Source organism: Xylanibacillus composti, assembly GCF_018403685.1.
Lineage (GTDB): Bacteria > Bacillota > Bacilli > Paenibacillales > K13 > Xylanibacillus > Xylanibacillus composti.
Genome location: NZ_BOVK01000025.1, coordinates 74357 through 95958, shown reverse-complemented (window position 1 = coordinate 95958; position 21602 = coordinate 74357). Strand labels below are relative to the sequence as shown.

Sequence of the window (21602 nt, the reverse complement as noted above, 5' to 3'; positions counted from 1 at the left end):
GGGAAATGTGGTCTTATTTGCTGCGCAGATGCTGAATGGCGTCGATTTGGAGCGGGATAAATCCACTTTTTTACCTTATTTGCTGTTGGAACCGATCAAGCTCCAGTATAAGACCATATAATTCCTTTATTCGGTTCCTAAGGGAGGATTTGGGGGGGTTCACGAGCAGTGCCTCCGTAAATTCAAAGTAACTGCTGCTTCGCACTCCTTCTATCGTTTCGTAGCGAGCTCTAAACATACGTTTTTCCTTCCAAATGAGTCTGGTCCAGTCTTCCTGCCCTACTCTCCTGTACAAAACACCATCTTCCTCCTTTATTTCGATCGAGTACGGCAAGGTGTGATGATTCCCCTTCGTAGTAATGAGCAACGCTCTATTTCAACTTCTTCTATCTCCAAGTGGCGCATTGCCTCATATGTGGCGCATTTCCATAATTCCGGCCTTCAATTGATCCAGTGGTGATGCCTCATATATCCTGCTTCATCTTCATAGCAGGTGCCGCACGGCGTGACGATTTGCCTGCCTATCGGCTGCCGCTTCGAGTTTTTTACTTCACTCTGTCATGTCATCGTAGCTGGCGCTGAGTTTCTCATGGCTTCACAAGAGGAGCTTGCCCTACTTCATGTCATTCTCGTATACTTCTTGCCGCGAATTTGCTCTTCTCCTATTCGTTTGCTCGAGGAAGCGGGCGGAAGCTAAAATCCCTAGTAGTTAGTAGTTAGTAGTTAGTAGTTAGTAGTTAGTGGTTATAAGGTAGGTGGTTGGTGGCTTGGGCTAGTGGCTAAGTGGTCAGTAGAGGTTGGGCAGCAGCCTGTGGCTTTTGCTCTCCTTCCTTCGAAATTCCGGAATAGGTTGCTACTGCTCGTCTGCTGCTGGGTGCCGCAACCGAATGCGAATGGAGCGTGCTTTGAACGGAGTACAGGATATTGCACAATATTCAGGGGAGGGGTAGAGTAAAAGGACAGCATAGGATAAGGGAGACGGACACCAGTGGCAGCAGAGCATAGGCAGATTCGCAATATCGGCATCTTCGCTCACGTGGATGCCGGGAAAACAACGACAACCGAACAAATTTTGTTCCACAGCGGAAGGACGCGCGCGCTGGGCAGTGTGGACAATGGCACCGCACAAACCGATTGGCTGGACGTGGAGCGGGAGCGGGGGATTTCGGTGCGCGCCGCTGTCACACGCTTTGACTGGCAGGGTATGACGGTGAATATTATCGACACGCCGGGCCATGTCGACTTCGTGGCGGAGGTGGAGCGGTCGCTGCGCGTCATGGACGGCGCGCTGCTGGTCGTATCGGCCGTCGAGGGCGTACAGGCGCAGACGGAGGTAATCTGGCAGGCGCTGCGAGACCGCGGACTGCCAACGATCATCTTCATCAACAAGCTCGACCGGGTCGGGGCGGACCCGCAAAGGGTGTTAGATGAAGTGAAGAGGCTGTTGACGGATAGGGCTGCGCCGATTCAAGCGCCTATGGGAGCGGAAGATGCTTACACCGGCAATCTGGCGCTGCTTGAGCTATTGCAGGATGCGCTGCTTCCTGAAGCGGAAGCCTTCGAAACGCAGCTGATTGAGACGGCAGCCGAGCAGGATGAGCAGCTGCTCGAGCGGTACTTGAACGATCAGCCGATCGCGAGGGAAGAGCTCGCCGCCCTCGTCTGGTCGCTAACGCGGCAGGCGCGTCTGGTGCCGGTGTTGTTCGGAGCAGCCAATCGAGGCATCGGTGTGGAAGCTTTGATGGACGCGATGGTGATTGGGGTCCCGGAGCCTCAGGGAGACATGCAAGCGCCTGTGTCGGGCGTCGTCTTCAAGCTGGAGCGAGATCCGGCAATGGGCAAGTTGGCCTATGTTCGCCTGTACAGCGGTACTGTCCACAACAGGGAGTCTGTGCGCAATGCGACACAAGACATCGAGGAGAAGGTGACCCAAATCCGTAAGATCGACGGGCAGCGCGCGGAGGATGTCGGGGTGCTGGCAGCGGGCGATATTGCTGCGGTATGCGGCTGGAATCGGGTGCGCATCGGCGATGTGATCGGCGATCCGGCCCACGTGCCGGAGGCGCCCCGAATGGCCGTGCCGCTATTGACGGTGCAGGTTCGCTGGCGCAGCGAAGCCGATTATCCTGCCGTTGTAGCCGCGCTGCAGGAGCTGGCGGACGAGGACCCGCTGCTCGACCTGCAGTGGCTGCAGGGACAGAGAGAGCTGCACTTGAAGGTGATGGGGCCGATTCAAGTGGAAGTGCTTTCCCATATTATGCGCAGCCGCTTCGGCCTCGAGGTAGCGTTCGATCCGCCATCGGTTATCTATAAGGAAACGCCTGCCGGTGTCGGGGAAGGCTACGTGGCTTATCTGACGCCGAAGCCCTGCTGGGCGATCCTTCGCTTCCGCATAGAGCCGTTGGAGCGGGGAAGCGGTCTGCAGTATTCCTCAATCGTACGGACAGACCGGCTGCTCGAGAGCTATCAGAATGAAGTGGAAAGGCGCGTCCCCGAGGCGCTGCAGCAAGGGCTGCGCGGCTGGGAGGTGACCGATCTGCGGGTGACGCTGATCGAGGGGGAGCACCACGTATGGCATACGCATCCGCTGGATTTCGTTGTGGCGACACCTATGGGCATCATGGATGGACTCAACCGGATTGGGACGAAGCTGCTGGAGCCGATGCTGCGCTTCCGCATTTCCGTTCCGGAAGAAGTGGGCGGCAGAGTCATGAACGAATTGCTCGGCATGCGCGGTCGCTTCGACACGCCCGTTGTCCGGCAGGAGCGCATGGAGCTGGAAGGCGAGCTGCCGGTGGCTACCTCCCTGGACTTTCCGGCACGCTTCGGCTCGATGACCAAGGGGCGCGGCGTGCTCTCCACATTTTTCGCGGGTTATCAGGAATGTCCGCCCGATGTGGAGGCAGAGCGGCCTCGCGTCGGCGTCAATCCGCTGGATCAGGCGAAATATATTTTGGCCGTGCGCAGCGCGATCACATCCTCATAAGCGGGCGGAAGCCGCTTGGGCACCGTGAACAGGGCGGACGGGAGTAAACGATTGGAGCTTTGTGGCGCATGCCGTTTGTGGTAAAGTGAGAGAAAACGGCTGAGTTCCGCAAATCATCAGTTGCGCGAGGCTGCCGGGGAGAACAGGGGGAATTCTTTTTGCTGCTAGGGATAGATATTGGAACAACGAATATGAAAGCCGGGTTATTTGCGCTGGACGGCACACAGGTTGCCGCGGCAAGCAGGCCTACGCCGGTGCACACGCATCCGGAAGGCTTCGCCGTATACGATCCGGAGGAAATGTGGCAGACGGCGCTGTCTGCAATGGAGGAAGCGTTGGAGAAGGCCGGTCATCCGGCTGTGGCTTCCATTGGCATTACCAGCATGGCGGAAGCAGGATTGCTGGTGGATCGGACAAGCGGGTCGCCGCGCTCGCTGTTTCTGCCGTGGTACGAAACGTGCTCCGTTCCGCAAGCGGAGCGGATCGAGCGGGAAGCAGACGTGTACGAACGCTTTACGAAGAGCGGCCTGCATCTGAGCTTCAAGCATGGATTGCCGAAGCTGCTGTGGCTGAAGGAGCGGGATGCGTCCTCCTTCGACAATGCGGTCTGGCTGTCGGCATCGGGCTATATCGCTTATCGGCTGACGGGGCAGTTCGCCTTCGACTACTCACTGGCAGCGCGCACCTATGCCTTCCGGATAGATACGAAGGAATGGGATCAGCCGTGGATTCGGCACTTCGGCATCGATCCGGCCATCTTCCCGGAGGCGCACCCTGCGGGCGCAACGGTCGGCAAGGTACAGACCGGGATTGGCCGTCTGCAGCCCGGTACGCCGGTGGGCATTTCCGGGCATGACCATGTGTGCGCCGCGCTGTCGGTAGGAGCAATCGAGCCTGGAGTCGTCTATGATTCCATGGGGACGGCCGAGACGCTGGTCGGCACCTTCCCGGAAAGGCCGTTAGGCCGGAGGGAATATGAATCGGGCTTGTCTTACGGCTGTCACGTGGCGCCGGGCCATTACTTCTGGATGGGCGGCAACTCTGCGTCAGGCGGCTCGGTGGAATGGTGGCGCACACAGCTGGGAGACGAACCTGTTCGCTATGAGGAGCTGCTGCGTTGGCTGGATGAAGGGAATGCGCAGCCGAGCGGCATGCTCTATTATCCTTACTTGAGCGGAAGCGGCGCGCCTTCGCCGGATGCCCGCGCGAAGGCGGCGCTGATCGGCTTCACCAAGCAGCACAGCCGCCGCGATTTGATTCAGGCTGTGCTCGAAGGCACTGCGTATCAGCTGGAAGCGATCCGGCGGGAGGCCGAGGCGATTGGCGGATTTCCGATACGCCGGCTGCTTGTAGTCGGGGGCGGGACACGCAATCCGCATTGGCTGCGAATCAAAGCCGATATAGTGAATTGCGAGCTGTTAGTTCCACCGGTGGAGGAAGCGACGATGCTTGGCGCGGCTTTGACATCTGCGGCAGGCGCCGGCGTCTACGGCTCGATTGAGGAAGCGGGCGCCGCTGCCCTGCGCAGGGAAGCGCAGCTCATTCAGCCCGATCCGGAGCGCCATGCGCATTATCGCAAGCTCTATGAGGAGGGCTATGCCGCCCTGCAGCCTGCGCTTCGCGAGTTCTACGGCAAGTTCGCGTAAGGCGCCGAGTCGGTGAGTATGCGGAATGCCGATTTGACGCGAGGAGGAGCGAGCGCCGATCGCGCCATGAATCCGCGCCGCGCAGCAGGCTGGCAGGGGGAAGCGCCGAAGCCTGCTGCACGCTGCGGACTCATTCTGGCAGGCGGCCGCAATACGAGGATGGGCGGCAAGCTGAAGCCGGCGCTGACGTTCTCGGGAGAGACAGTGCTGGAGCGTATTGTCGGGGCGATGGCCGAACTATGCGGACATATTTATGTAGCAGTTGCGGCCGACACGCCCGTCTCGCAGCTGCAAATAGAGGAAATCGAGCAGCGCATTGGCGTTCCCCTGATTGTCCGGACAGATCGGCTTGCAGACATAGGCCCGCTTGGCGGCATTGTGAGCGCCCTTCACGAGGGGAGGCAGGAGCCTGCTGAAGCGGTATGGGTATCGGCGGGCGACATGCCGTTTGTCTCAGCGGCTGCGGCAGCACGGATGCTCGCCGATCTGCGCGGCGAGACTGAGGCGGTGGTGCCGGACGTTGAAGGAAGACGCCAACCGCTGCAGGCGGTCTATCGCACCAGGGCGCTCTGCGAAGCCGCGAAGGTTTGTATAGCCCGCGGCGACCGGAGCATGGCGCGGCTGCTCGCGCAGCTCCGCGTCACCTATTTGAACGATGCGGCGTGGGATGCGGCGGGAATTGCGAAACGGTTCGTGCGCAATGTGAACACGCCGGAGGAGTACGAACGTGCATTAGAAGAAGAAAGACGGGAAGCGGAAGGCTTCGCAAGCGAAGAGGAACAAAGGAAAGGGGCTGAATAGGATGGGGTGGATGGACGCGATCGTGGAGGAGAAAATTCGCGAAGCGATGGAAAAAGGGGACTTCGACCAATTGCCGGGTTCGGGCAAACCGCTTCCCCCTGACGATGCTGCTGGCGTTCCGCCAGAGCTCCGGCTCGGCTTCAAGCTTCTCAAGAATGCGGGTATGCTTCCAGAGGAGATGCAGCTGCGTAAGGAGCTGATAACGCTGGAGGAGCTGCTCGCCTGCTGCAAGGATGAATCGGAGCGCAGTAAGCTTCGCGATGAGCTGTCCGTGAAGCGGCTGCGTTATGAAGCGCTCATGGGGAGGAGAGGCTGGCAGAGCTCCGAGGTGTATGCCCAGTACGGCCCAAAAATGCGGGAGAAGCTAACCGCATCAGACGAGTGAGCAGGCAGCGGAATGCGGCGGCGGGTGCAAGCGGAATGCGGGGTGTGATAGCGAGATAACTCGAAATGTTCAGACATCCGCTGCTTTGATGAAAAAAGCTCAGTTTCCCGTTATGCGTGCAGGCTGCCGAAGGTCGAGGACTCTGCTATAATAATCGGAAAGCAGGCTGCGCAAAGTGTTCGAAGGGGGGAAGCAAATGGCCAGACAATTGATCGACCGTTTCGGTCGCGTGCATGACTACTTGCGGATATCGGTAACGGATCGCTGCAACCTGAGATGCGTATATTGCATGCCGGCCGAGGGCATGGAGTTCGAGCCGGATTCCAATATTTTGACGTATGAGGAAATTGCCGAGGTTGTGCGCGTGCTTGCGCGGATGGGCGTACGCAAGCTGCGCCTGACCGGAGGCGAGCCGATGGTGCGCAAGGAACTGGAAAAGCTGGTCGAGATGCTTGCCGCCATACCGGGAATTGAGGATATCGCATTGACCACGAACGGCATTTTCTTCGCCGCCAAGGCAGATAGGCTGAAAGCAGCGGGACTGACGCGGATCAACATAAGCCTGGATTCCTTGAAGCCGGACCGTTTTGCAGCCATAACCAGAGGCGGAGATGTTCACCGTGTGCTGCAGGCTTTGGACGCGAGCTTTCGCATCGGCCTGTCGCCCATCAAGCTGAATGTCGTGCTGATGAAAGGTGTGAACGACGACGAAATCGACGATTTCTTGCAGATGTCTATCGACAAGCCGGTCCAAGTTCGGTTCATTGAATATATGCCGATCGGTCACAGTGATGACGGGTGGAAGGGGAAATACTTGCCCCTGTCTACGGTGCTGGAACGCTGCAAGGAACGCGGTTGGGAAATAGAGCAGAATGGCCAGGTATACGGCAACGGACCTTCGCAAGATTACCGGATTGCCGGAAGCCGGGGCGGATTTGGGTTAATCCATCCGGTGAGCGACCATTTCTGCCAGACGTGCAATCGGCTTCGCTTGACGGCTGACGGCAATATCAAGCCCTGCCTGTATTGGAATGATGAGTTTAACGTGCGCCGCTACATCGGGAACGATGAGGCGCTTGAAGAGCTGTTCCTTAAGGCGCTGGACATCAAGCCGGAAAATCACGAAATGGCCAATGCCTTGAATGGCGAGGCCCAGTCGCATTTGCCGACCGTCCGGAGAATGTCCCAAATTGGCGGCTAGCCCTTTGCATGGAGATAAGGTGTGATAAAAAAAGCGGGGCCCAATGTATAGGAAGCAGGGGAAGGAGCGGCGCAACGTGTCCAGACCGTTGATCATCCAAGTAGTCGGTTACAAGCATACGGGAAAAACAACGATGATTTGCAAGCTAATCGAACAGCTGCGTTCAAAAGCCCTGCGGGTTGCGACCGTTAAGCACGATGCGCATGATTTCGATATTGACCGGGAAGGAACGGATACATGGCGCCATGGACAGGCGGGGGCTTCGGCGGTGGCCATAGCCTCTCCTTATCGCACGGCTGTCATGCGCAGCGAAGCGCAGCCGCTCCAACGCGGTTCTATTGGCGAGCGGGAACAGCTCGAGCGTCTGCTCTCGCTGCTGGGAGATGTGGATGTCATTGTGATAGAGGGCTATAAAGCTGCTGGCTATCCGAAAATTCTGCTTATCCGGGAACCGGAGCATTGGCGCTTGCTGCATGAATTGACGTCTGTCTGTGCGGTCGTGTATTGGCCGGAGGCGGAGCCGCCTCCATCGGTCACGGGCAACGTCCAGCCCTCCTTGCTGCTTGTCCCTCTTGCCGACGCGCACGGTTCATCCTTGAATCGGCTGTTGGCGTCAGTCCAGGCGAACGCGAGCAAGGAACTGCAAGGAAACGAGGGGGAGGCATGAAATTCAATCGCAGAGCAGTGTCTGTAGAAGAGGCTCAGAGGCGCGTGCTCTCCTGCGCTTCAGAGCTGGATACCGAGCAAGTCGCCTTGGAAGAGGCGTGGGGAAGATGGCTGGCCGCGGATATCCAGGCGGATCATCCTGTTCCGCATTTCCCCCGATCCGGCATGGATGGCTACGCGCTTCGCGCCTTGGATACGGCTGGGGCTTCCCCTGCCTCGATGGCGGAGCTGGAAGTGCTGGAGACCATTGCATGCGGGCAACTGCCAACCCGAAAGCTGGGCAAGGGACAAGCGTCGAGGATCATGACCGGCGCTTGCGTGCCGGAGGGAGCGGATGCGGTCGTTATGCTGGAGCAGACGAACCGGCGCGACAGCGGTCCGGCTTCGGCAGGCGACAAGGTCGGCGTGAAGAGGGAAGTGCGGCCGGGCGAGAATATCACGCCTGTCGGTTACGAGATTGAGCAGTCCGAGACCGTCCTGCGCAAGGGGGAACGCATAACGGCAGGCGAGGTTGCTGTGCTGGCCACATTCGGCCATGCCGCTGTGCCTGTATACCGCCGTCCGAAGGTGGCGATCATCTCCACCGGCACGGAATTGCTGCAGGTGACCGAGGCCATACAGCCAGGCAAGATCCGCAACAGCAACAGCCATATGATTGCGGCGCTTGTGCGTGAGGCCGGAGCGGTTCCCGTCCTCTTCCCTCCTTTGCCCGATCATGCAGAAACGGCGATAGCCGGCATGGAAGAGGCATGGAGTCAGGCAGATCTGATGATTACCACGGGCGGCGTGTCGGTAGGGGATTATGACATATTGACAGAGTGGTTTGCCGCATGGCCGCATGAGGATAACGGTTCGGCAGGACGTCGTGTGCTGTTCAACAAGGTTGCGATGCGGCCCGGCAGTCCGACTACCGCCGCAGTAAGCGAAGGGAGGCTGCTCCTGGCCTTGTCAGGCAATCCCGGCGCTTGCTTCGTCGGCTACAAGCTGTTCGCCGAGCCAGTCCTGCGCGCCATGCAAGGAGCGGCAGCGCCAGTCCCGCGCACGTGCCGGGCTGTGCTGGATGTGTCCTTCCCGAAGCCGTCGCCGTTCCCGCGTTATGTGCGGGCCTGCGGCCGCATAGAGGGAGGGCAGCTGCGGGTTGCGCCGGCTGGGCCTGACAAATCAAGCATGCTGAAGACCGTGAAGGACGGAACGGGGCTGATCCTGATTCCCGCTGGCGGGAGCGGCGCTGTTGAAGGCCAGTTGGTCGACTATATTGATTTTGCCATGCAGAGGTAAGACCGCTTAACCGCGCGGCAGCGTGACGCAGACGCGGGTGCCGCTACGGGCATCGGGGCAGCGGTCGGCTGCAGCGCGGCTTTTTATATCAATGTCTCCGCCATGGAGGCGGATGATTTGCATAGCAATGGCCAGCCCTAGCCCCGCCCCGCCCGTTGCGCGATTGCGGGATGGCTCCACGCGGTAAAACCGTTCGAAAATATGGGGCAGCTCGTCCTCAGGAATGCCGATGCCCTTGTCCTCCACGCAGACCACCACATGATGATCATGCTCGACTAGCCGGATATGCACGGGAGCGCTGCTGTATTTCACTGCATTGTCCAGCAAGATCACGAGCAGCTGCTTCAGCAGTTCCTCGTCCCCTCTTACACGGGGCCCATTCATGGATTCGGAAGGCTCCTCGTTCCGCACGCCTGATGCGGATGGCTGCTTTCCGCGGTGCAACCGCTTGATGCCGGGAAGAGCGGATTTAGCCGGCTTGCTCCCGCTTCCGGACGCCGTGGTCCGGTCGCTTGACCAGTCCAGGGTTATCTCCCTGTTGAAGGCGCGGCTCAGCGTCTGGCGGACTGATTCCGCCAGAGGCAGCAGCGGAATGCTGCGGAATATCTGAGCCGATTCGTCCAAAGCCGCCAGTTTCATGAGCGACTGATTCAAGGAACGCAGACGTCTCGTTTCGCTCAGGATCGCTTGAACAGCCTCTTTTCGAATCTCTTCCTTCTCATGTCCCCATCGCTCCAAAAGCTGCGCATAGCTTTCAATGACAGTGAGCGGCGTTCGCCACTCGTGGGAAGCGTCTGCGACGAACTGCCTCTGCTTCCGGTCATTCTCTTCCAGACGGTCGATCATCTGATTGAAAGCTCTGCCCAATTGGCCGAATTCATCCTTGCGGGTTGCAAACGAGCCGCCAAGCCGCTCGAACGAGCCGCTCTGCTGTATATGCCGCATCGTGGAGAGCAGCTGGCCGACAGGTTTGAAAATGAGCAGACTGTAGAGGAAACTGCCGAACACTGCGAAGATGCCCGCGCTGATCGTGGTCAGCAATAGCGCGGTAATCAAGCCGCTTAGGTAGTTTTCCAGCACCCTCATGCGTTTGCCGAGCTCCAACACGCCGACTTGAACCCCTTCCTGGCGAATCGGAACCTGAATGAACAGTTGGCGAATGCCGTTGTCCCGGGAGATGTGCGTGTGGTAGGTCGTTCGATATTTCACAGGATGCTGGGCAAGCAGTTCCCCATCCCGCTGAATCTGAAGCCGCAACCGTCCATCCGATCCGATAATGCGGACGATCGAATCGGACGACAGCGCTTCTTCGATCAACCGGGGATCGTCCCAATTGGCCGGGTCCTTGACCATAGGGTTGCGCAGCACGATCTGGGCGCGGTTCCAGAGCAGCTCGGTCTCGCTTCGGACATTGATGCGCACAAAATAAAAGTAGACGAACAGGTTGAACAAGGCGATCATGCCAACCATCCAAATAAGCGAGAACAGCACAAGACGCGTCTTCAATTTCATGGGCCTTCGGCTCGCGTCGACAGCATATAGCCTACGCCTCTGCAAGTATGTATCAACTTGGGATGAAAGTGCCGGTCAAGCTTCTGGCGGAGGTAGCGGATATATACATCGACTATGTTGGTGTCGCCTACGTAGTCATAGCCCCAGACGTCCTGGATGATTTGTTCCCGGGACTGCGGCTCGTCTTCATGCCTCAGCAGGTGCAGCAGCAGCTCGAATTCCTTGGGCGTCAGCGCGATTGGCGTGCTGTCTCGCTCTACACGTCGCTGAGCCAGATCCACAACCAAATCGGCGACCTGCAGCACAACAGAAGAATCAGCTTGTTCCCGAAACGCTTGAATGAGGTTGCGAATCCGCGCCAGCAGCACTTCAATGGCGAAGGGCTTGGTGACGTAATCATTGGCTCCCCGATCCAGGCCGTTGACAATATCCGGGACGGAATCGCGGGCAGTGAGCAAAATGACAGGCACACGCAAGCCGGCCTGGCGAATCCGGCGCAGCACCTCGATTCCGCTAAGCTCGGGCAGCATAATATCGAGCAGGATGAGATCCCATTGCCGCCCGGAAAGCGCAAGCTCCAGGCCGCTGCGTCCGTCCGCCGCCAGTGTGGCTTGATACCCTTCGTGCTCCAGCTCCAGCATGAGCACCCTGGCTATTTGTTCTTCGTCTTCGATAATCAAGATGTGTGCGTCCATGCATGTAGTTTTTCCTTCGGCATCCGTCTTATACCAGATGCATGGGCATAGACATGGACGGAAAGCGCAAGATGTCTCCGCATGAAGCGGCGTGCTTAGATGACGCGCCGGGCTGTATTGTAATGGCGATTCCAGTATCCGCTGTTCAGGTTGGAAATGGTGACACCGGGCTTACCGTAAGTATGCAAGATCTTCCCGTTTCCGATATAGACGGCTACATGGGATACCGGAACTTTGAAAAAGACCAGATCGCCGGGCTGCAGGTTGCCTCTGGCCACCCAATAGCCGGAATGAGCTTGACTGCGGGAAGTGCGCGGCAAGGAAATGCCGTTCGCCTTGAAGATATACTGGACAAAGGACGAGCAGTCAAATTGGTACGTTACACCGGATCTAGCTCCGAACTTATAAGGCGTTCCCATATAGGCGGAGCCGGTGGAAATGATATGCTGCGCTTTAACGGATTGGGAATAGGAAGCGGCTGCAGCAGGCTCGGCCGGGATGGCGAGCGAAGCCGACAGCAGAGATAGGCTGAGGCCGGTAGACAGCAAGACACGCTTGAACAGAGATGATGACAATGGCATATGGATGAATCCTCCTTGAATGGTCGTTCACCGAACCCAACACCGATTACTGGAAAAGCGAGATGGGAACTCGTCCGATAAATGCGGCTGCCCTCGTAAGTCCGGATTGATGAGATTGCTTTGCAGGGCACGTTATTCACTATAGCACGGTTGGAAATTCCACAATATTCATCCGCATACACAAACAGGCGCCACGGCTGCAAAAGCGAGGGATTCTTAGAATTTGATGAGAATTTTCTTCTTGAGTCATCTGTTGGCAGTGTAGTATGATTATTGGTTTCTCTTCCTTTGGGGACGGCAGTGATTTGCCGGGGCAAGGCAGCAGCGGTTGAGGGATGGCAAAAAGAGGAAGGGGCGAAATATGTCAAAAAAGAAGGGAAAATGTCATTCTGCGTCGAAGTGCCAAGCATGTATACCGCAATAGGGAAAAGCGAAAACATCAAGAGTAATTACGGAATGAGGCTATACTATGCGGCGCCTTTCAAGAAATTTCATTTCCAAGTGGATCATTGTTGTTGTTCTATGCTGCGTGAGCATGCCGGATACGGAAGTCTGGGCGGCTCATGACAGCAGCGTATCCCGCCTGGCAGATTGGGAGGTGCGCTACGGCGATTCCCCCTTCACGCCGGAAGGGATACCCCTGTGGACGCAAGATCATGGAAGCTGGAATGCGCTTCCCGAAACGGCCATTCCCCAGTTCGCGCATGCGGACTATCAAGGACGCTATGTCTGGTTGAAGACGAAGCTGCCGGAGGAACAGTTGCGAGATCCGGCCTTGTCTGTGCAAGTCCATGAGCACTTTGAGCTGTATCTGGGCAGTGAACGGATTTATACCTTCGGGGAGCCCGAGAAAGGCGATGCCTCGCGATTTCACGGAACACCGGTGCGCATCGTGTCGCTGCCTCAATCGGCGGCAGGGGAAACCCTCTATCTTCGCATATATGCCAGCCGAAGCTATACCGGATTGATGAAGGCGATGGAATGGGGAGACCATTCTTCCTTTCTGCTGCGGGAACTGCGAAAAGACGGGAAAAAGTGGATTTTCGGCTGGATGTTTATTTTCGTTGGCGCAGTCGGTCTGTATTTGCACTTTAGGAGCAAGAACAGGCCTTTTTTTCGTTCGTTCGGGATTTTTACGCTGGCGATCGGGACTTACAGCATCTGCAGAACGGATTCCCTCATCTTCTTCGTCAATCACCCGATCATCATGCTGTATATGGAATTGCTGGCGTTGTTTATTGCCGTGATTGCCCTGCTGCAGTGGATAGAAGATATGTTCGGCTCGGGGCGCTTTAAGATCATTCGGCGGTTGTGGCAAGCGCTGCTCATCGCGGATATAGGCTTGCTCGCATTGGCGGCGCTGCAATGGATCGATACCCCTCTGGTTCTGTTCGTGGAGCAGGTGCTGATTTTGTCATTCATGTCGATCGGCTGGCTGCATCTGTTCCTCGCCTGGAGAAAGCGCAGAAAGCACGCGGGCATTGTAATGCTGGGAATCTTGATTTTTTGCGTCACAGCTTTACTGGATATGCTGGACAACATGGTCCTCCAGCATATTCAATTTCCTTCCTTCACCTATATAGGGGCAACGGTCTTCGTATTCCTGTTGCTTCACGCCTTGCTCAAGCAATTCATCGACATGAGCGAGCGCGTGAAGGAGCAGGAGAAGCTGACGCTGATTGGCAAGCTGGCTGCGGGTGTGGCCCATGAGGTGCGCAATCCGATCACAGTCATCTCGGGCAATCTTCAGTTGATGCAGCGCAGACCCGATTTTCGGCCGCCCATAGATGTGATGCTCGGGGAAGTCCAGCGGGTGGACCAAATCATGCAGGAGTTTCTGCTTATGGCAAGGCCCCATAAGGAAGAGACATGTCAGATCATCCGCCTGCAGGAAATCCTCGCAGACAGTTTGCGCCTGTTTGAAGCGAGCTGGCAGGAAAAGGGCATTCAGATTGAGTTTGTCGGAGATGAACGAACCCCATCCGTTCGATGTGATGCGAATCAGCTGAGGCAAGTGCTGCTCAATCTGCTGAAGAATGCGGCAGAAGCGATGCCGGAGGGCGGCAAAGTCGTTGTCCGGCTGTTCCAGGCGGATAACGGACATGCCGGGATCGATATAGCGGATGAGGGCGTCGGCATCGCGCCGGACGATTGGGACAAGCCGGGGACCCCCTTCTATACGACGAAGGAGGGGGGGGACAGGGCTCGGCTTGATGGTATCGCGCAAAATCGTTCAAGATCACGGGGGAACCCTGGTGCTGAAGAGAGGCAAGAAGCGAGGGGCGATAGCGGAGGTGCGCTTGCCGACCGTACCGGAAGAAAGCGCCCGCCATTCCTGATCGGAAAACGGGCGCTTTCGGGCTGGCAGCCTGGACAATTAGCGGGATGCTGCTGCTTTCTCGTGCTTGGCGGCATCCTTTTCGTGTTCGTTGATGGACTTGACGTTGCTGCCGCCAGCTTCGGCCTTTTTCGTTTCCATCTGGCTTTCTCCCTGGAACAGCCCGCCCTGGGCGATACTCAGTGCGCCTGCGCGAATGTTGCCATAGAGCTTGCCCGATTCCGTAATGCTCAACAGGCCATCTGTGATGACGCCCCCATGAATGGTGCCGGCATTGAACACGTTGCGCGCGCGAATTTGGCTGTTCGCTGTCCCCTTCGGCCCAACTGTCACATCCCCTGCGCATGTGATGTCGCCGTCGACCTGCCCGTCCAGACGCAGGCCGGCCTTGCTCGTAATCTTCCCCTCAATTTTGCTGCCTTCTCCAATAATGGTGTCAGTCTCATTCGGGTTGGCATTGTTCTTCTTTCCGAGTACCATATGCATTTCCTCCTCTTGTTTATGGGGCGGTTCCCGCTAAGGGATCAGGAACCTAAGGCGTATGTTCGTCAACTACCTTAAGTATGCCATCGGATTGACAGGTTCGCCGTTTCGCCGAACTTCATAGTGCAGGTGCGTTCCTGTGCTTCGACCAGTGGTGCCCATGCGCCCGATGCGGTCTCCCTTCATTACTTGATCGCCCTTTGCCACGCTGAAGCTGTACAGGTGCATATAGACCGTTTTGATCCCGTTTCCGTGATTGAGGATGATGTAGTTGCCTCGCTGCGCATCGGAAGCAACAGTCTCGACAGTCCCGTCCGCAGCGGCATAAATGGGATCCTTCTGACTGCCGTCGATGTCCAAGCCTGCGTGGAAGGAGGCGCGGCCGGTGAACGGATCGCGTCTGATGCCAAAGCCTGAGGTGATTCGGCGGGATGAAGCCGGCCAGATCGATGGCGTTGTGCGCAGGCGATGGATTTTGGTCTCCAATGCTTTGCGGGAAGCTTCCATCTGCTCGGCCAGTTCCTCCAGATGGACGGCAGTTTGGGTAAGCTCCGTTTTCGTCTCCGCGATGAGCGCATTCATGTGGTCATTGGTTGCAGGTGTATGCAGGCCGCCAGCAGCGGCAATGTTGACTCGCGGGATGGCAGGGCTGTCCGGTCTGGCGCTTCCGCCGACACTAGAGATGGTAACCGGCTGTCCCTTCGGGTTGCTGTCAGTTTCCCCGGGCAGTTCCGGCCAGTCTACTCCTTCCTCCTCAGCCATTGCCTTTAATTCGTCCTGCAGTGCGAAGATGGCATCCATTTCTTGCTGCAGCTTCTGGCTCTGTTCGGACAGTGTGATGATTTCGGTTTGCAGACTGCCGATTGTGGCATCCTTGCGATTTTCCATCTCGATATATTGCTCCTGTTTTTTGGCCAGCTGTTCATCCAGTTCGGCGATTTTGACTTGTAAATGCGCTTGAATGCCTGCTTGCCATATGGCGCTCCCGGCTGCGGCAGCTGCTACGGCTGCAGGGACGCCGACCAAGGCTCTCTTGGATATTTTGAAGCGGCGAACAGGGCGGTCTGTGCGGGACAGCAGAAGGAAGGTTAGCTTTTTCGACGGTTTGACTAAATGGCGAGGTCTCATATCGCTTCACCAACCTTATCGCATTATCATGCTAATCCATGTATATGACCCGATGCTGGCGGATATAACCTCGGACTGGAATCAGGGCGCCATTTTGGATTCGACCTGCTTGCCAGCCAGCCACATGGCGAAAAGCAGTGCGCCGGCCAAGGCCAGCTTGGACGGATGCTCGACGAAGTCGCGCCATTCTCCGCCAACTAGCGATACAAGGAAGATCATAATGCCTTTCCCCAGCATGATCGCGATAAGAAAGATGCGGAACGGAATCATCGACATGCCGGAGACGACATTGACCAGAAAGGATGGGGTGAATGGGAAGCAGGCCAACAGAAAGATAGGTGTGAAGCCTTTGTTCTCGATCCAGTGAAAGAACGTTCCGGCCTTGGGAAGCTTTCTCTCTGTATAGGAGCGAAGCCGGCTGCCGAAGCGGCGGGCCAGGAGAAAGACGATGGACGAGCCGGAGACGACCCCGATCCAGGAATACAAAAATCCGAGTCCGGTTCCGTACGATGCGGCATTGCCGAGCAGGATGACGATGAGGGGCAAGACCGGGATAAAGGACTCTAGCAGCGGCAATAAAATGCCGGGAAGCGGCCCCAAGGCGGCATATTGGTCCAGCAGTTGCTCGATAGCCTCCTTGTCGATTTGCTTCCATTGATCGAAATTGAATCCGTTCACGCTGACTCCTCCTAATCCTCGATGTGCGGCTTGTACTCTAACGGGCAGGGAAGCCGCAGCTCTCTATACGTGATTGTATACAACGTTCATAAGGGCACGCAAGTTTCGCTGCTGCAGTCCGAATATGCAAGGGGGTGGCGCCGTCCAGCCTGACCTTTCGCGAGGCTTTCATGCATGTTCTTCTTGTTTAATCGAATTTGGACATTATGGACGCACATAAAATAGTTCATCAAAGGCCGAAAAAATGGATGAAGACGCACGGTGTTTATAAAGCGCACGTTCATGTTGAACCCAAGAAACTATACAAAAAGGGGGATGGCTATATCGAGCTCATAGGGGAGATGCATGGTTGGAGGGAAGCGGGGGACTTGCATAACTATGCAAAATCGCGATGAGGGAACAGAATAGCTGACACCACCTGTCAAGGATATGGTCGACAATGGGTGGATTGCGATTGTTCAGTAATTAGAGGGGAGACTTGGCTTTTATCAGGGTTATAAAAAGATTGAATTAGCGGACGAGAAAGCGGTCTGATACACTGACTGTAATGAATATTCAGACAATTTCGTAACTATTTATACGGAAAATTTCAAAAAGAAAGGTTGCGCTGCATGAAACAAATTGGAATGCCACCCAAACAGGGTCTGTATGACCCGCAATTTGAACATGACGCATGCGGAATCGGCTTTGTTGCTCATATCAAGGGCGAGCAGTCGAACGAAATTGTGCATCAGGCGCTGACGATTCTGACGAATCTGGACCACCGCGGGGGCCAAGGCAGCGAAACCAACTCCGGCGATGGCGCAGGCATTCTCCTCCAGATCCCCCACAAGTTTTTGCGCAAGGAAGCCCTTAAGAAGAACATCTCTCTTCCCGATCCAGGCAGCTACGGTGTAGGCATGGCCTTCTTCAGTCCCGATCCGGGAGAGCGCCAGCAAGCCGAGCAAATCCTGGAAAGCATCATCCGGGAAGAAGGACAGCAGGTAATCGGCTGGCGCACCGTTCCTGTGGACAATACGCTGCTAGGCGAGGCATCCCGTTCTACTCAACCGGTCATCCGCCAAATATTTATCGGCAGGGACAGCACCGTGGAGGAGGGTCTGCCTTTTGAGCGCAGGCTGTATGTGATCCGCAAGCGGGCGGAGAATGCTGTCAGAGGGGAGGAGCCTATTCCGGGAGGCGAATATTTCTATTTTGCCAGCCTATCCTCGAGAACGATCGTGTATAAGGGGATGCTGACGACGGATCAACTGGATACGTTTTACCTTGACCTGCGCGATCCGGCGGTTGAATCCGCGCTGGCGCTGGTGCATTCCCGCTTCAGCACCAATACGTTCCCGAGCTGGGAGCGGGCCCATCCGAATCGGTATATGATTCATAATGGAGAAATCAACACGATGCGCGGCAATGTGAATGGGATGCGTGCCCGCGAAGCCTTGTGTGATACCGATTTGTTCGGTGACGATTTCAAGAAGGTGCTGCCTGTCATCGATCAGGAGGGCAGCGATTCCTCGATGTTCGACAATACCCTGGAATTTTTGACGCTCTCCGGCCGCTCGCTCGCGCATTCGCTCATGATGATGATTCCTGAACCGTGGGCGAATCATGCATCGATGAGTCGAGAGAAGCGGGATTTCTATGAATATCACAGCTGTCTGATGGAGCCTTGGGACGGCCCGGCTGCGATTGTGGCTACGGACGGCAGGCAAATCGCGGCAGTCCTTGACCGCAACGGCTTGCGCCCGTCCCGTTATTATGTAACGAAGGATGATCGGATTATATTGGCTTCGGAGGTCGGCGTGCTGGAGGTGCCGCCCGAGGATGTTGTGCTGAAGGAGCGGCTGCAGCCAGGCCGCATGCTGCTGGTCGATCTGGATGAGGGACGGATCGTAACAGACGAGGAAGTGAAGACAGCGATTGCTACTGCGCATCCTTACGGCGAATGGCTTGCCGAGCATCTCGTTCAGCTGGAAGACTTGCCGGAGCCGGGCGGGCTTTCTGTCCTCGATAGCGATACTGTGCTGCAGCGGCAGCAGGCATTCGGCTACACGTATGAAGAGCTGCGCAAGACGCTGGCGCCCATGGCGACACAGGCGGTCGATCCGATCGGCGCTATGGGTGTCGATACGCCGCTGGCAGTGCTGTCGGAGCGGCCTCAGCTGCTGTACAACTACTTCAAGCAATTGTTCGCGCAGGTGACGAATCCGCCGATTGACGCGATACGCGAGGAGATTGTGACTGCGGCAGGCACGACGATTGGCTCGGAAGGGAATCTGATCCGGCCCGTGCCCGAAAGCTGCCGCCATATTCATCTGAAGTCTCCGATTCTCACGAACGCCCAATTGGCGAAGCTGCGCCATGTAAGACGCGAGGGCTTCAGCGCCGCAACGCTGCCGATTCTGTATAAGGCGGAAGACGGAGAGGCCGGCTTGCGTCAGGCGCTGGACAGCTTGTTCGCAGAGGCGGACAAACAGATCGCCGCAGGACATAACCTGCTCATTCTCTCCGACCGGGGTGTCGATCTCGAGCTGGCAGGCATCCCGGCCTTGCTTGCCGTATCCGGCCTGCATCATCATTTGATTCGCCAGGGAACGCGCACCAAGGTGAGCCTCATCGTGGAATCGGCAGAACCGCGCGAGGTTCATCACTTCTGCCTGCTGATCGGCTATGGAGCGAGTGCGGTCAATCCTTATCTCGCCTTGGAGACATTGGCCTCTATGATTGAGAAGCGCATGCTGTCTTCGATTTCTTATGAGAAGGCGGAAGCCAATTACTTGAAGGCTGCCGTTAAGGGGATCGTGAAGGTGCTGTCCAAGATGGGCATCTCCACTATCCAGAGCTATCGCGGCGCGCAAATATTCGAGGCGATTGGCTTGCACTCGGAGATTGTCGACCGGTACTTTACCTGGACACCGTCGCGCATCGGTGGCGTGAAGCTGGATGTGATCGCCGAAGAGGTGCGCAGGCGTCATCGCAAGGGCTTCTCTGCCCAGGAGGGACGCACTGCCACACTGGATACAGGCGGCGATCATCAATGGCGCAAGGACGGCGAGCTTCATCTGTATAACCCGCATACCATCCACACGCTGCAGCAGGCATGCCGAACGGGCGACTACGGGCTGTTCAAACAGTATTCCCGCATGATCAACGAACAGGAACAGGAGCTCTATACACTGCGCGGCTTGCTTCAGTTCAAGAACAAGCAGCCAGTGCCGATCGAAGAGGTGGAATCGGTAGATTCGATTACCCGACGCTTCAAAACCGGAGCGATGTCATACGGTTCGATCTCCAAGGAAGCGCATGAGGCTTTGGCCATAGCCATGAATCGACTTGGCGGCAAGAGCAATACAGGCGAAGGCGGAGAGGACCCGGCGCGGTTCACCCCGGACGCGAATGGCGATTTGCGGCGAAGCGCAATCAAGCAGGTCGCTTCCGGGCGTTTCGGGGTAACGAGCTATTACTTGACGAACGCAGATGAAATACAGATCAAGATGGCGCAGGGGGCGAAGCCGGGGGAAGGCGGACAGCTGCCGGGCAACAAGGTATATCCGTGGATTGCCGAGGTGCGCGGGTCTACGCCGGGCGTTGGCTTGATTTCTCCGCCGCCGCACCACGACATCTATTCGATTGAAGATTTGGCGGAGCTGATCCATGATTTGAAGAATGCCAATCCGCAAGCGCGGATCAACGTCAAGCTGGTATCTGAGGTTGGGGTAGGGACCATTGCAGCGGGCGTCGCGAAGGGCCGTGCAGATGTTGTGCTGATCAGCGGCTACGACGGCGGTACGGGCGCTTCGCCCCGCACGAGCATTCGCCATGCCGGATTGCCGTGGGAACTGGGCTTGGCGGAAACCCACCAGACGCTTGTCCTGAACAAGCTGCGGGATCGGATCATCGTCGAGACGGACGGCAAGCTGATGAGCGGCCGCGATGTGGCGATTGCAGCCCTCCTGGGCGCAGAGGAATATGGCTTTGCTACAGCCCCGCTCGTCGTCCTCGGCTGCGTGATGATGCGCGTCTGCCATATGGATACATGTCCAGTAGGCGTGGCGACGCAAAATCCCGAGCTGCGCAAGAAATTTGGCGGAGACCCGGAGCATGTCGTCACCTTCATGCGCTTCATTGCCCAGGAGCTGCGGGAATGGATGGCTGAGCTCGGCTTCCGCACGGTTGACGAGATGATTGGACGCACGGATAGGCTGGAGGCTCGCGAGGCCGTCCGCCATTGGAAAGCGAAGGGCGTGGATCTTTCCGCGCTGCTGCACCAGCCCGAGGTCGGACCGGAGGTTGGGCGCTATCGCAAGTTCGAGCAAGACCACGGATTGGATCGCTCGCTTGACCGGCAGGAGCTGCTGCAGCTCTGCAAGCCTGCGCTGGAGCGGCAGGAGCCGGTGCATGCCGTGCTGCCGATTCGCAACATCAACCGGGTGGTCGGCACGATTCTTGGCCATGAAGTGACGAAGCGGTACGGAGCGGAGGGGCTGCCGGACGGCACAATCAAGCTGCATTTTCGCGGCTCGGCAGGACAGAGCTTCGGCGCCTTCGTGCCGAAGGGCATCACGCTGTCGCTGGAGGGGGACGCCAACGACTATATCGGCAAGGGACTGTCAGGCGGCCGAATTGTCGTGTATCCGAACGAGAAGGCGACCTTTGTGCCGGAGAACAATGTCATTATCGGCAACGTTGCGTTCTACGGGGCGACGAGCGGGGAGGCCTACATTCGCGGCATCGCAGGGGAACGGTTCTGCGTGCGCAACAGCGGTGTCCGTGCGGTCGTCGAGGGCGTCGGCGATCATGGCTGCGAGTATATGACCGGCGGTCGCGTAGTGGTGCTCGGAAGCACCGGCCGCAACTTTGCTGCGGGCATGTCGGGCGGCATCGCCTATGTGCTGGACACAATGGGCGAGCTCAGGGGCCGGGTGAACAAGGAAATGGTTCAGTTGGAGCAGCTGGACAATGACTTTGAAATGAATGAAGTCAAGAGCATGATTCAACGTCATGTGAAATATACGGGCAGCGAGCATGCGCAGCGTATTCTCTATCGCTGGGAGGAGTTCGCGCCGCAATTTGTGAAGGTCATTCCGACCGATTATAAGCGGATGATGGAAGCGATCGAGCGCGTCAAGCTTTCGGGCTTGAGCGGAGAGGCGGCGTTGATGGCCGCCTTCGAAGCGAACATGAGCGACGCTGCGCGGGTCAGCGGAAATTAACGCGGGAAAGGAGG

At 57.2% G+C, this 21602-nt stretch carries 14 protein-coding genes and 1 pseudogene; 9 read left to right on the top strand and 6 right to left on the bottom strand.

Annotation, left to right across the window (positions count from 1 at the left end):
- The first annotated feature begins 988 nt into the window (after nt 1–988).
- The 7 genes from XYCOK13_RS10230 to XYCOK13_RS10200 all read left to right on the top strand — a co-directional run bounded on the left by XYCOK13_RS10230 (nt 989) and on the right by XYCOK13_RS10200 (nt 8963).
- On the top strand, nt 989–2986 hold the full coding sequence (locus XYCOK13_RS10230; protein ID WP_213412048.1) for a GTP-binding protein: 1998 nt from the start codon (nt 989–991) through the stop codon (nt 2984–2986).
- 158 nt (nt 2987–3144) lie between these two features.
- Nucleotides 3145–4632, top strand: coding sequence for an FGGY-family carbohydrate kinase (locus XYCOK13_RS10225; RefSeq protein ID WP_244865106.1), 1488 nt, complete (start codon nt 3145–3147; stop codon nt 4630–4632).
- A gap of 18 nt (nt 4633–4650) precedes the next feature.
- Nucleotides 4651–5433, top strand: coding sequence for a molybdenum cofactor guanylyltransferase (gene mobA / locus XYCOK13_RS10220; protein ID WP_244865109.1), 783 nt, complete (start codon nt 4651–4653; stop codon nt 5431–5433).
- Between the two features lies 1 nt (nt 5434).
- Nucleotides 5435–5818, top strand: a complete 384-nt coding sequence (locus tag XYCOK13_RS10215; RefSeq protein WP_213412046.1) for a DnaJ family domain-containing protein — start codon at nt 5435–5437, stop codon at nt 5816–5818.
- A gap of 196 nt (nt 5819–6014) precedes the next feature.
- Nucleotides 6015–7019, top strand: a complete 1005-nt coding sequence (moaA, locus tag XYCOK13_RS10210) for a GTP 3',8-cyclase MoaA (protein ID WP_213412045.1) — start codon at nt 6015–6017, stop codon at nt 7017–7019.
- 76 nt (nt 7020–7095) lie between these two features.
- The gene (gene mobB / locus XYCOK13_RS10205) at nt 7096–7686 is read left to right on the top strand and encodes a molybdopterin-guanine dinucleotide biosynthesis protein B (RefSeq protein WP_213412044.1); all 591 of its coding nucleotides are present in this window, start codon (nt 7096–7098) and stop codon (nt 7684–7686) included.
- Entirely contained in the window at nt 7683–8963 is a 1281-nt protein-coding gene (locus XYCOK13_RS10200) for a molybdopterin molybdotransferase MoeA (RefSeq protein WP_213412043.1), read from the top strand. The genes mobB and XYCOK13_RS10200 overlap by 4 nt, the downstream gene beginning before the upstream one ends.
- A 6-nt stretch (nt 8964–8969) precedes the next feature.
- Here XYCOK13_RS10200 and XYCOK13_RS10195 read toward each other — a convergent pair whose 3' ends face one another.
- From XYCOK13_RS10195 to XYCOK13_RS10185, 3 genes are all read right to left on the bottom strand, one after another.
- A complete protein-coding gene (locus XYCOK13_RS10195; RefSeq protein WP_213412042.1) occupies nt 8970–10475 on the bottom strand; it encodes a sensor histidine kinase in 1506 nt (501 codons plus the stop codon).
- A complete protein-coding gene (locus XYCOK13_RS10190; protein ID WP_213412041.1) occupies nt 10472–11170 on the bottom strand; it encodes a response regulator transcription factor in 699 nt (232 codons plus the stop codon). Before XYCOK13_RS10190 ends, XYCOK13_RS10195 begins: the two co-directional genes overlap by 4 nt.
- Nucleotides 11171–11265: 95 nt before the next feature.
- The gene (locus tag XYCOK13_RS10185) at nt 11266–11751 is read right to left on the bottom strand and encodes a C40 family peptidase (RefSeq protein ID WP_213412040.1); all 486 of its coding nucleotides are present in this window, start codon (nt 11749–11751) and stop codon (nt 11266–11268) included.
- 469 nt (nt 11752–12220) lie between these two features.
- On the opposite strand from XYCOK13_RS10185, the pseudogene XYCOK13_RS21905 reads away from it, so the two are divergent.
- Nucleotides 12221–13936 (top strand): annotated as a pseudogene (locus XYCOK13_RS21905) (7TM diverse intracellular signaling domain-containing protein); the annotation flags it as partial.
- Nucleotides 13937–14128: 192 nt separating this feature from the next.
- Here XYCOK13_RS21905 and XYCOK13_RS21900 read toward each other — a convergent pair.
- The 3 genes from XYCOK13_RS21900 to XYCOK13_RS10170 all read right to left on the bottom strand — a co-directional run bounded on the left by XYCOK13_RS21900 (nt 14129) and on the right by XYCOK13_RS10170 (nt 16378).
- Entirely contained in the window at nt 14129–14569 is a 441-nt protein-coding gene (locus XYCOK13_RS21900) for a bactofilin family protein (RefSeq protein WP_244865108.1), read from the bottom strand.
- A gap of 72 nt (nt 14570–14641) precedes the next feature.
- Nucleotides 14642–15700 carry a peptidoglycan DD-metalloendopeptidase family protein gene (locus tag XYCOK13_RS10175; RefSeq protein WP_213412038.1) on the bottom strand — a complete coding sequence of 353 codons (1059 nt, stop codon included), beginning with the start codon at nt 15698–15700 and terminating at the stop codon, nt 14642–14644.
- 81 nt (nt 15701–15781) lie between these two features.
- Nucleotides 15782–16378 carry a TVP38/TMEM64 family protein gene (locus XYCOK13_RS10170; protein ID WP_213412037.1) on the bottom strand — a complete coding sequence of 199 codons (597 nt, stop codon included), beginning with the start codon at nt 16376–16378 and terminating at the stop codon, nt 15782–15784.
- Nucleotides 16379–16989: 611 nt separating this feature from the next.
- Here XYCOK13_RS10170 and gltB point away from each other — a divergent pair.
- Entirely contained in the window at nt 16990–21588 is a 4599-nt protein-coding gene (gene gltB / locus XYCOK13_RS10165; RefSeq protein ID WP_213412036.1) for a glutamate synthase large subunit, read from the top strand.
- Nucleotides 21589–21602: the final 14 nt, after the last annotated feature.

What these genes read in the sequence shown, in the direction of transcription:
- mobA (WP_244865109.1), top strand. Translation starts at nt 4,651, where the DNA reads ATGCGGAATGCCGATTTGACGCGAGGAGGAGCGAGCGCCGATCGCGCC.
- XYCOK13_RS10215 (WP_213412046.1), top strand. Translation starts at nt 5,435, where the DNA reads ATGGGGTGGATGGACGCGATCGTGGAGGAGAAAATTCGCGAAGCGATG.
- moaA (WP_213412045.1), top strand. Translation starts at nt 6,015, where the DNA reads ATGGCCAGACAATTGATCGACCGTTTCGGTCGCGTGCATGACTACTTG.
- XYCOK13_RS10200 (WP_213412043.1), top strand. Translation starts at nt 7,683, where the DNA reads ATGAAATTCAATCGCAGAGCAGTGTCTGTAGAAGAGGCTCAGAGGCGC.
- XYCOK13_RS10195 (WP_213412042.1), bottom strand. Translation starts at nt 10,475, where the DNA reads ATGAAATTGAAGACGCGTCTTGTGCTGTTCTCGCTTATTTGGATGGTT.
- XYCOK13_RS10190 (WP_213412041.1), bottom strand. Translation starts at nt 11,170, where the DNA reads ATGGACGCACACATCTTGATTATCGAAGACGAAGAACAAATAGCCAGG.
- XYCOK13_RS10185 (WP_213412040.1), bottom strand. Translation starts at nt 11,751, where the DNA reads ATGCCATTGTCATCATCTCTGTTCAAGCGTGTCTTGCTGTCTACCGGC.
- XYCOK13_RS21900 (WP_244865108.1), bottom strand. Translation starts at nt 14,569, where the DNA reads ATGGTACTCGGAAAGAAGAACAATGCCAACCCGAATGAGACTGACACC.
- XYCOK13_RS10175 (WP_213412038.1), bottom strand. Translation starts at nt 15,700, where the DNA reads ATGAGACCTCGCCATTTAGTCAAACCGTCGAAAAAGCTAACCTTCCTT.
- gltB (WP_213412036.1), top strand. Translation starts at nt 16,990, where the DNA reads ATGAAACAAATTGGAATGCCACCCAAACAGGGTCTGTATGACCCGCAA.